Annotated in this window: 9 protein-coding genes; 1 reads left to right on the top strand and 8 read right to left on the bottom strand. The window is 65.5% G+C overall.

What is annotated here, in order from left to right:
* Both iolC and EOD07_RS11085 read right to left on the bottom strand, forming a co-directional pair.
* Positions 1-1,713: 5-dehydro-2-deoxygluconokinase (iolC, locus tag EOD07_RS11080; protein WP_127235470.1), on the bottom strand; the 1,713-nt coding region annotated here is incomplete at its 3' end.
* Between the two features lie 153 nt (positions 1,714-1,866).
* Entirely contained in the window at positions 1,867-2,712 is an 846-nt protein-coding gene (locus EOD07_RS11085) for a MurR/RpiR family transcriptional regulator (RefSeq protein WP_041004007.1), read from the bottom strand.
* Positions 2,713-2,871: 159 nt separating this feature from the next.
* Here EOD07_RS11085 and EOD07_RS11090 point away from each other — a divergent pair, with 159 nt between their 5' ends.
* Positions 2,872-3,981, top strand: a complete 1,110-nt coding sequence (locus EOD07_RS11090) for a Gfo/Idh/MocA family oxidoreductase (protein WP_127235472.1) — start codon at positions 2,872-2,874, stop codon at positions 3,979-3,981.
* 13 nt (positions 3,982-3,994) lie between these two features.
* Here EOD07_RS11090 and iolG read toward each other — a convergent pair whose 3' ends face one another.
* From iolG to iolE, 6 genes are all read right to left on the bottom strand, one after another.
* On the bottom strand, positions 3,995-4,987 hold the full coding sequence (gene iolG / locus EOD07_RS11095) for an inositol 2-dehydrogenase (protein WP_127235473.1): 993 nt from the start codon (positions 4,985-4,987) through the stop codon (positions 3,995-3,997).
* Between the two features lie 21 nt (positions 4,988-5,008).
* Positions 5,009-5,827, bottom strand: coding sequence for an ATP-binding cassette domain-containing protein (locus EOD07_RS11100; protein ID WP_127235474.1), 819 nt, complete (start codon positions 5,825-5,827; stop codon positions 5,009-5,011).
* Positions 5,827-6,936 carry an ABC transporter permease gene (locus EOD07_RS11105; RefSeq protein WP_245470035.1) on the bottom strand — a complete coding sequence of 370 codons (1,110 nt, stop codon included), beginning with the start codon at positions 6,934-6,936 and terminating at the stop codon, positions 5,827-5,829. Before EOD07_RS11105 ends, EOD07_RS11100 begins: the two co-directional genes overlap by 1 nt.
* Before the next feature lie 138 nt (positions 6,937-7,074).
* A complete protein-coding gene (locus EOD07_RS11110) occupies positions 7,075-8,064 on the bottom strand; it encodes a sugar ABC transporter substrate-binding protein (RefSeq protein ID WP_245470037.1) in 990 nt (329 codons plus the stop codon).
* A 103-nt stretch (positions 8,065-8,167) separates the two neighbouring features.
* Complete coding sequence (locus tag EOD07_RS11115) at positions 8,168-9,010, bottom strand: polysaccharide deacetylase family protein (RefSeq protein WP_245470038.1); 843 nt, start codon at positions 9,008-9,010, stop codon at positions 8,168-8,170.
* Positions 9,000-9,897 (bottom strand): myo-inosose-2 dehydratase (gene iolE, locus EOD07_RS11120; protein ID WP_127235476.1); only part of this gene is annotated, 898 nt, incomplete at its 5' end. The genes EOD07_RS11115 and iolE, both read right to left, overlap by 11 nt.

A 9,897-nucleotide genomic window follows, 5' to 3' on the forward strand; every position in this document is an offset into this window, starting at 1 on the left:
GAGCAGCACGACGCCGCGGCACCACGGATCGTTTTTGACGATCACCTGTTCGATCTTCGCCCAGGCGCCTGCCGAAGCTTGCGGCTCGAGCTTCCACCAGTCGGGCTTAATGCCCAGCGCGTAGAGCTCCTCCAGGGCGCGTGGAATGGTGGTGTCGTCGAGCTTGCCGTGCTTGCCGGCGATGATCTCGACCAGCAGTTCCCGGCCGACCTTCCGCGCCGCCTCGAACAAAGCGCGCAGCTTCTGCTGCTGCTCGACTTTGAGCGCCTCCGGGTCGTCCGGATGGTAGAAGCACAGGCATTTGATGCAATGGTCGACCGGCCATTCGGTCAGCTGCGAGCCGATGTCCTGCGAGAATTCGAAGCGCAGCGGCCGCGATCCGGGCAATTCGACCGGGCGGCCGAGCCAGGCGAAGGGATGGCGGGCGAATTCGAACATCGCGTCGCGACCGTATTTCTCGTCGATCAGCATGCCGTAGCCGTCGCGGCCGGCGGCGACCTTTGCCGCCGCCTTCACGGTGAGCACCTTGAAATCAGGGATGCGCGAAACGTCGGCGCCGACCCTGGCCGCGACATCTTCCAACTGCACGCGATGGTCGCAGGCCAAAGCCATCAGCGAGGGAATGTCGCGTCGGCGCGTCGTCGCCCAATGGATGTGGTTGATCGCCTCGTCCTTGCGCAGCGCCAGATGCTTGCTGCCGTGCTTCAGGAAGAACTGCAGCTCCTCGAAGGTCGGATATTCCGGCGCGCAGAGCAGGCGCGAGACGGCAAAGGCGCCGCAGGCATTGGCCCAGGTCGCGGCGGTGGCAAAGCTTTCGCCGCCCAGCCAGCCGCGCAGGAAGCCGGACATGAAGGCATCGCCGGCGCCCAGCACATTGTAGATCTCGATCGGGAAACCCTTGCCGACGATGCCGTCCTCAAGGTCGTCGCTGATCGGCCCGTCATAGACGATGCAGCCCTTGGCGCCGCGTTTCAGCACGATTGTGGCCGAGGACAGCGCGCGGATCGTCTTCAGCGCGCTCAGGCAATCGTCGGCGCCGGACGCGATCATGATCTCCTCTTCGGTGCCGACGATGAGATCGCAGTCCGGCAGCACCGTCTTCAGCTGCGCCGAGACGCGGTCGGACTTGACGTAGCGTTCGAAACCCTCGGCATGACCGGCAAGGCCCCAGAGGTTCGGGCGGTAGTCGATGTCAAAGACAACCTTGCCGCCCCGGGCCTTCATCAGGCGGATCGCCTTGCGCTGCGCGGCATCGGAATTCGGCCGGGAAAAATGCGTGCCGGTGACGACGACCGAGCGGGCCGAAGCGATGAAAGCCTCGTCGATGTCCTCTTCGGCCAGCGCCATGTCGGCGCAGTCGGAGCGATAGAAAATCATCGGCGAGACGCCCTCGCTCTCGACCGAGAGCAGCACCAGCGCCGTCAGCCGATCCTTGTCGGTCTTCAAGCCGTCGACCGAGACGCCCTCGCGCCGAAGCTGCTCGCGGATGAAGCGGCCCATCTGCTCGTCGCCGACGCGCGTCAGCAGCGCCGAGCGCAGGCCGAGCCTTGCCGTGCCGACGGAAATATTGGCCGGGCAGCCGCCGACCGACTTGGCGAAGGAGGCGATGTCCTCCAGCCGCGAGCCGATCTGCTGTCCATAGAGATCGACCGATGCGCGGCCGATGGTGATGACGTCGAGCGGCGGGCATTTCCCTTCCACGGCTTCGCCCATTCGAACCTCCATCGGCCTTGTTGTGCAGAGCAGCGTCGTTTGGACAGCGCGCGCCAGCGACGGCGTGGTGTCGTCAATATGAAATATTAATTCCAATCTGCAGTCAATATGGAATGAGCATTCCCCGGCTGAAAAGCGCTCGCCGGCGAGGCCTCAGCCCTTGCGCCGGCGGCCGGCTTCGCGGCGCTTCTCGCCGACGGCGACCGTCAGCGCCATGGCCAAAGCCATCGTCGCCGAAATCGAGCGGAAGCCGCCGAAATCGGCCTCGGCGACCTCGAACCAGACCTTGGCGAATTGCGCCAGCGGCGAGAAGGACGAGTCGGTGATGGCCACGATCGGCACGCCCTGTTCGGCGATCGAGCGCGTCTCGTCGATGGTCGCCGGCGCGTAAGGCGAGAAGCTGATGGCGATGACGGCGTCGCGCGGCGTGGCGAAGCCGATCATCTCGGCGTTCAGGCCCGCGGCCGATTCCACCAGCTGGTTGCGGATCTTGAGCTTGCCCAGCGCATAGGCGATGTAGGATGCGACCGGATAGGAGCGGCGCTTGGCCAGCACATAGATGGTCTCGGCCTTGGCCAGCAAATTGACGGCCTCTTCGAAATGCGCGTCATTGAGCGAACGCGAAATATCGCCCAGCGAGGTGCTGGCGGCGGCGACGAAGCCGTCGAAGATCGCCCGGTGGCCGCCGCCGTCCTCGGCCTTGGCGCGCAACGCCGCCAGCCGCTCGTCATAGGAGGAATTGCGTTCGCGCAGCCGCTCGCGGAAAACCTGTTGCAGGCTGGTGAAGCCGTCGAAGCCGAGCTGCTGGGCAAAGCGGATCAGCGTCGAAGGCTGGACGCCGGCCGAGGCCGCGATGCTGGCCGCCGTGCCGAAGGCGATGTCGTCGGGGTTGTCGAGCGCATAGGCGGCGATCTGCGCGATGCGCTTGGGCAGGCTCGCGCGCCTGTCCAGGATCGTCGCGCGCAGCGTTTCGAAATCACGAGGCACCCGTTCGTCCATCGTCGCTCCGCCCACGCCCATATGGTTCGTCCCTCTCCTGCCCCATCATAGCGAGTTCGCGCAAGAACACCATAAAAAATGATTTGTATGTTCCATTCTTTACCAAAATGGACTAATCAATCCACACCGTTATTTCCTTTCATCTTGGAGACAATCGACATGGTCGGAGTGGGCCTCATCGGCACGGGCTTCATGGGCAAGTGCCACGCCATCGCCTGGAACGCGGTGGGCACCGTCTTTCCCGACGTCGACAAGCCGAAACTGGTGCATCTGGGCGAGGTGAATGACGAGTTGGCCCGGCGCAAGGCCGGCGAGTTCGGCTTCGCGAAAGGTTCCGGCGACTGGCGCGCCGTGGTCAACGACCCGGAGGTCGATGTCGTCTCGCTGACCACGCCCAACCAGTTCCATCCGGAAATGGCGATCGCCATCTTCCAAGCCGGCAAGCATCTGTGGTGCGAGAAGCCGATGGCGCCGAGCTTTGCCGAGGCCGAGACCATGGCGGCGGCGGCGAGGAAATCCGGCAAGGTCGCTGTGCTCGGCTACAACTACATCCAGAATCCCGCCATCCGTCACATCGGCGCGTTGCTCGAGGAAAAGATCATCGGCGACGTCAACCTCCTGCGCATAGAGATGGACGAGGATTTCATGGCCGACCCGGAGGCGCTGTTCTTCTGGAAGCACGAAGCTTCGTCCGGCTATGGTGCGCTCGATGATTTCGCCGTGCATCCGCTGTCGCTGATCAAGGTGCTGTTCGGCCGCGTCAGCCGCGTCATGTGCGACATGGCCAAACCCTATGCCGACCGCAAGACCGCGTCGGGCGCCCTCCGCGCGGTCGAGACCTATGATATCGCCAGCGTCTTGATGCATCTCGAAAACGGCGTTGCCGGCACGCTGCTGGTCAACCGCTCGGCCTGGGGCCGCAAGGGCCGCATCGCCATCCAGATCTTCGGCTCGAAGGGCTCGATCCTCTACGACCAGGAGCGGATGAACGAGTTCCAGCTCTACCTCACCGCCGACCGGCCGACCGAACAGGGCTACCGCACCGTCCTGGTCGCGCCGCACCACAAGCCCTACGATTCCTTCCTGCCGGCGCCCGGCCATGGGCTGGGCTTCAACGATCTCAAGATGATCGAATGCCGCGAGCTCCTGATGCGCATCGCCGGCAGGCCGGCCCGCATCATCGACTTCGACGAGGGGCTGGAGATCGAGCGCACCGTGCATGCCATGGCGCGCTCCTTCCAGGAGCAGCGCTGGGTCGATGTGAGATAGGCCAGGCAACGCCTCAGAACCGGACTGGCTCGAAGCGGCCGGACTTCGCGGAGGCAAGCGCGGCCTCGCACAGGATCATCGCCTTCCGGCCATCGGCGGCGCCGACGGCCGGCGTCCGTCCCGCGCCGGCCGACTGGATGAAATGGTCGAGCTCCGCCTCGTAGGAGTCTGCATAGCGCTCGACGAAGAAATAGAGCGGCCGGTCGGCCGCGATCCCGCTCTCGCCGCTGAGGATGACCGAAGTCGGCGTGCGGTTGCCGGCCTGCAGCATGCCCTTCGCGCCATGCACCTCGATGCGCTGGTCGTAGCCATAGACGGCGCGCACGCTGTTGTTGATGTGGCACTGCCGGCCCGACGCCGTGCGCAGGATGAACATCGCCGTGTCGTAGTCGCCGAGCTTTGCGTAATAGGGCTCGACCAGCGAGGAGCCGGTGGCGAAAAGCTCGACCGGCTCCTCGCCGAGCAAGAAGCGCGCCATGTCGAAATCGTGGATGGTCATCTCGCGGAACACGCCGCCGCCGCCGGCCAGCGCTTCCTCGGTTTCCGGCTCAGGGTCGCGGCTGGTGATGATGACCTGCTCGACCGCGCCGATCTCGCCGGCATCGATGCGTTTTCTTACAGCGGCGAAGGACGGATCGAAGCGCCGGTTGAAGCCGATCTGCAGCGGCACGCCGGCCTTCTCGACCGCCGCCAGGCATTGGTCGGTGCGGGCGATGTCGAGGTCGATCGGCTTCTCGCAGAAGATCGCCTTGCCCTTGGCCGCGGCCCCGATGATCAGGTCGGCATGGGTGCGGGTGGCAGACGCGATCACCACGGCCTTGACCGACGGGTCGTTCATCACCGTCGCGGTGTCGGTAATCTCCGCGCCCGTCGCTGCGGCGATCCGCTCGGCGGCGTCGCGTCGGGGGTCGACGACATAGCGCAGGCGCACGCCTGGATGCCGGGCAAGATTTTTCGCATGCACCGAGCCGATCAGCCCGGCGCCGAACAATGCGGCGTCGATCATTTTTCTACCTTCTGTAATGCCTCAGTGAGCCGCCGCTTCCGCGCCGGAACCCGGCTTGGTGAAGCGCTCCAGCTCCTGCTGCAATTCGCGGATCTCGCGGCCGCCGGCCATCATGTCCAGCACCTCCTTCTCGGTGATGTCGCCCTTGCGGAACGTGCCGAGCGAACGGCCGCGGTTGAGCATGGTGAAGACGTCGCCGATCGGATAGGCGTGGTGGATGTTGTGGGTGATGAAGATGACGGCGAGCCCGCGCTGGCGCGCCTGCGCCACATAGCGCAGCACGATCGAGGCCTGGTGCACGCCGAGCGCCGAGGTCGGCTCGTCGAGGATCAGCACCCTGGCGCCGTGGTAGACGGCGCGCGCGATCGCCACGCATTGCCGCTCGCCGCCGGAAAGCGTGCCGACCGCCTGCTGCGGATCGCGCACATTGATGCCGATCTTGCCGAGCTGGTCATAGACGATCGCATCGGCCGTCTTCATGTCGATACGCCCGGCCGGCCCCCAGCCCTTCACCGGCTCGCGTCCAAGGAAGAAATTGCGGGTGATGCTCATCAGCGGGATCATCGACAGGTCCTGGAAGACCGTGGCGATGCCGGCGTCGAGCGCCTGCCTGGGCGATGAGAACGTCACCGGCTTGCCGTCGACATACATCTGGCCTTCGCTCGGCGTGTGCACGCCCGACAGCGTCTTGATCAGCGTCGACTTGCCGGCGCCATTGTCGCCGAGCAGGCAGTGCACCTCGCCGGCATGCGCGGCAAACGACATGTCGCGCAGCGCCGTCACCGAGCCGAAGCGCCGGGTGACGTTGCGCAGTTCGATGAGCGGAACGGTCTCGGTCATCAGCGTGCCTCCGTCGCCTTGCGGCGCACGTAATTGTTGACCAGCACGGCGATCAGAAGCATCGAGCCGAGGAAGACCTGGAACCAGTCGGTGTCGATGCCGGTGTAGAAGATGCCCATCTCCACCGTGCCGAAGATCAGCGCCCCGAACATGGCGCCGATCGCCGAGCCGTAGCCGCCGGTGAGCAGACAGCCGCCGATCACCGCCGCGATGATCGCCTGGAACTCCTTCTGCGTGCCGCGCAGCGTGTCGGCGGAGCCGGCTTCCAGCACCTGGATGACGGCGAACAGCGTCGCCGAAAGTGCTGTGCCGATGAACAGCAGGATCTTCACCCGGTCGACCGGCACGCCGACATTGCGCGCCGCGCGGTCGTCGCCGCCGACGGCGAACACCCAGTTGCCGAAGCGCGTCTTGATCAGCAGCCAGGTGGCGAAGGCGGTCACCGCCACCCACCACAGGATCGACATCGAAAGACCCTGCACCATTGCCGAGCCGTCGGGGCGCGCGGCGATCACGCCATGCGCGGCGAGCCAGGCGAAGACCGGCGCGCCGAACTTGCCGCCGAACAGCCAGACCACGAAGCTGCCTTCCTGGCCGTCGGTGATATAGGGGATCTGCGTGCGCCCGGTGATGGTGCGCGTGATCGCGAGCGTCAGGCCGCGCAGGATGAACAGGCCCGCCAGCGTAACGATGAAGGAGGGCAGCCTGGTGCGCACCACGAGGATGCCGTTCAGTGCACCCACGATGATGGCGATGACGAAGGCGATCGCCACCGCCGCGGGGATCGAAAGCCCGAACTGGGTGACGCAAAGCCCGATGGTGACGCTGGCAAAGCCGATCATCGAACCCAGCGACAGGTCGAACTCGCCGCCGATCATCAGCAGCGCGACGGCCGCGGCCAATATGCCGAGCTGCGCCGACACCTGCAGGAAATTGGCGATGCCGGCCATCGAGAACAGGCCGCTGTTGCCCGCGGTGATGCCGAAGGCGAGGAACACGATGACGGTGCCGGTGATGGCGCCGAGCTCCGGCCGCCGCATCAGGCGCACTAGGCGTCGCGAAACGGGTTTCGGCTCGGGCGGATGAGCCGGGTTCAGTGCATCGGTCACGATCGTCATCCCAATAAGCGTCCAGGGCACCCCAGGAAGATCCGAAGCGGCAGGCTCAGTGGCTTCGCCTCGGCTTCCGTCCGGATTTCTTGTCCAACAATGGCCCGCCGGCGCTTTCGCCGGCGGGCCATTATAGCATCAGCGGATGCCGGCCTTGCTGAGATCGCGCACGGCGGCCGCGTCGTCCTTCATGATGAAGGACGGACCGGTGCGCACGGCCGATGTCGGGAAGGTCTTGTACATCGCCTTGTTGGTGAGGAAGACGACGGGATAGTAGCCCATCATATATTGCTGGTTGTCGATGCCGAACATCATCGTGCCCTTGGCGACCGCATCGAGGATCTCGGGCGACAGGTCGAACGTGCCGATCTTGTAGTTGCCGATCGTGCCGGCATCCGAAAACATCTTGAGCAGGGGTGCGGCGACGGTCGGGCCCAGCGTCAGCACGCCGGTGACGTCCGCATGCGCGGTGAGATAGCCTTCGACGCGGCGCGTCACGTCGGTCGGGTCCATCGTGGCGGCCACCCCGTCGGAGGAGCCGCCGCTCTTCTTCAGGCCGTCATTATAGCCTTCGCAGCGCTTGTCGAGGCTGACATTGCCGACCTCGTGGTTGATGCAGATGCCCTTCTTGACGCCGGCCTTGGCCATGATCTCGCCGGCCTTGACGCCATTGTCGTATTCCGAGCCGCCGCCGACGAAGAGGTCGAGGCCCCAGGGCTCCACCGCTTCCTCGCCGCTGTCGATGACGACCACCGGGATGCCGGCGGCCTTGGCCGCTTCCACCGGCGCCTTCAGCGCGTCCATGTCGGGGATGGAGACGACCAGCCCGTCCGGCTTGGACGCGGTCGCCGCCTCGATCATGCGCGCCATGCGCACCACGTCGAAGGTCTCTGGCGCCTGGTATTCGACCTTGACGCCGAGCTGCTTGGCGGCGGCCTGCATGCCGTTCTTCACCACGCTCCAATAGACGTCGTTGGCCTGGCCGTGGGTGACGAAGACGATGCGCACATCGCTTTCCTTCTTCACCTGGGCCGGCGCGGGCAGGATGCCGGCGCCGGCAAAGGCGAGCGAGAGCGCCGCCGCGCTCAACGCGTTCCGCAGTCCGGACATCGAGAATAAGGCACTCATAGTGGTTCTCCTCAGTTGTTGTTGTGTTTCCCAAAGTCTTGGCCTTGACCCTCCCTGGTCAGGCCGTCTCGTCATGATTGCAGGTCTCTCCTTGCGAGCATGCTCATGCCCGGAAATCCCGGAGCGAGCCGCGGCGGATGGACAGTCCCTCCACGAAGGCCATGAAATCCGGGTCTGGAAGCAGGTCGAATTCGTCGATGCGGATCTGCGCCGAGTTGGGCTCGATCACCTCGATCTCGCCGGGCGCGTTGGCGTGCAGGCAAAGGAAATTGAGCCCGTCGCCGATCTCATTGAACAAGGCCTCGTAGCGGGCGCGGGCCGGCTGGTTGCGGTGCCACGGCGTCTCCAGCACCGCGCTTGCCAGCGTCTCGCCGGCCTCAACCAGCCGCTTGCCCGGCGCGGAGAAGACGCTGTCGTCCAGCGGACCCAGATTGTGGATCGGCCCGTAGACCGAGATGCTTTTCGGGAACAAGGTCGGCAGGCCGTAGTCGATGCCGACCGAAGCGTAGCGGTCGACGAATTCCGGCGAGAACACCGCGCCCATATGGCCGTCTATGTGCGTGAGCGACAGCCCCGCGGCCAAGGCCGCGTCGATCTGCGCCCGCATCTCGGCCTCCACCGCGTCCGGCTCGCCCCTGGCGCGCAGTTCCGGCACCGAGCGGAACAGATAGCCGTCGCCATCGACGATGCCCGATGCCTGGCTCGCCTTGGTCAGCGGCCGCCAGCGGTAGTACTTCTTCTCCGAGGTGAGCGTGATGTGGACCCCGAGATTGAGCGAGGCGTCCTTGGCGCCTTCCTCGGCGATCTCCAGGAACCACGGGCAGGGCACCATCACCGAGCCGCTGTCCACCGCGCCGGCGCGCTTCAGCTTGAGATAGGCGACATTGGCGCCGTGGCACATGCCGACATCGTCGATGTTGATGACGACCTTGCGTTCAGCCGGCATGGCGGACCTCCTTTGCGCGCTCGTGCACATAGAAACCCGCGCCCTGCGCCAGCTTCTTGAGGTTGCGGTAGCCCATCGTGGCATAGGTCAAGGGGTGCGCCTTGGCCGGGTCCTGCTCAGCCTCCACCACCAGCCAGCCGGAATAGCCCTGGCCGGCGAGGATCTTGAGCAGCGTCGGATAATCGATCGCGCCGTCGCCCGGCACGGTGAAGATGCCTTCCATCACCGCGCCCATGAAGCTCATGTCGGCCTCGCGCGCCTTCTTCAGCATGGCCGGGCGCACATCCTTGCAATGCACATGCACGACGCGCTCCACATGCCGGCGCAGCAATTGCTCCGGGTCGCCGCCGGAAAAGGCGCAGTGCCCGGTGTCGTAGAGCAGGCCGACCGCCTCGCCGGTCGTGTGCATCAGCCGGTCGATCTCCGTGTCGGTCTCGACGATCGTGCCCATGTGATGGTGGAAGGCCATGCCGACGCCGAAATCGGAGAACCGCTCGGCGAGCCGGGTGATCTTGGCGCCATAGGCCTTCCATTCGCCGTCCATCAGCTTCGGCCGCTGCGAGATCGGATCGTGGATCGCGCCATGCCGGCCGCGCGAGGTGTCGGCATAGACGACATGCCGCGCGCCGAGGTCGCGCAATAAAGTCAGATGCGGCCGGATCGCCTCGAACTCCTCGTCCACCTCCTTCTCGCAGATGCGCCCGTCATACCAGCCGGAGACCAGCGCCAGCCCGTAATGGTCGAGGATCGGCCGGAGCGCGCGGCTGTCGCGCGGAAACTTGCCGCCAAGCTCGGTGCCGGCATAGCCGGCTTCCGCGGTTTCGGCGAGGCAGGTCTCGAGCGGCGTGTCGCCGCCCAGTTCCGGCACGTCGTCATTGGTCCAGGTG

The organism is Mesorhizobium sp. M2C.T.Ca.TU.002.02.1.1 (assembly GCF_003997225.1).

What these genes read in the sequence shown, in the direction of transcription:
- EOD07_RS11085 (WP_041004007.1), bottom strand. Translation starts at nt 2,712, where the DNA reads ATGGACGAACGGGTGCCTCGTGATTTCGAAACGCTGCGCGCGACGATC.
- EOD07_RS11090 (WP_127235472.1), top strand. Translation starts at nt 2,872, where the DNA reads ATGGTCGGAGTGGGCCTCATCGGCACGGGCTTCATGGGCAAGTGCCAC.
- iolG (WP_127235473.1), bottom strand. Translation starts at nt 4,987, where the DNA reads ATGATCGACGCCGCATTGTTCGGCGCCGGGCTGATCGGCTCGGTGCAT.
- EOD07_RS11100 (WP_127235474.1), bottom strand. Translation starts at nt 5,827, where the DNA reads ATGACCGAGACCGTTCCGCTCATCGAACTGCGCAACGTCACCCGGCGC.
- EOD07_RS11110 (WP_245470037.1), bottom strand. Translation starts at nt 8,064, where the DNA reads ATGAGTGCCTTATTCTCGATGTCCGGACTGCGGAACGCGTTGAGCGCG.
- EOD07_RS11115 (WP_245470038.1), bottom strand. Translation starts at nt 9,010, where the DNA reads ATGCCGGCTGAACGCAAGGTCGTCATCAACATCGACGATGTCGGCATG.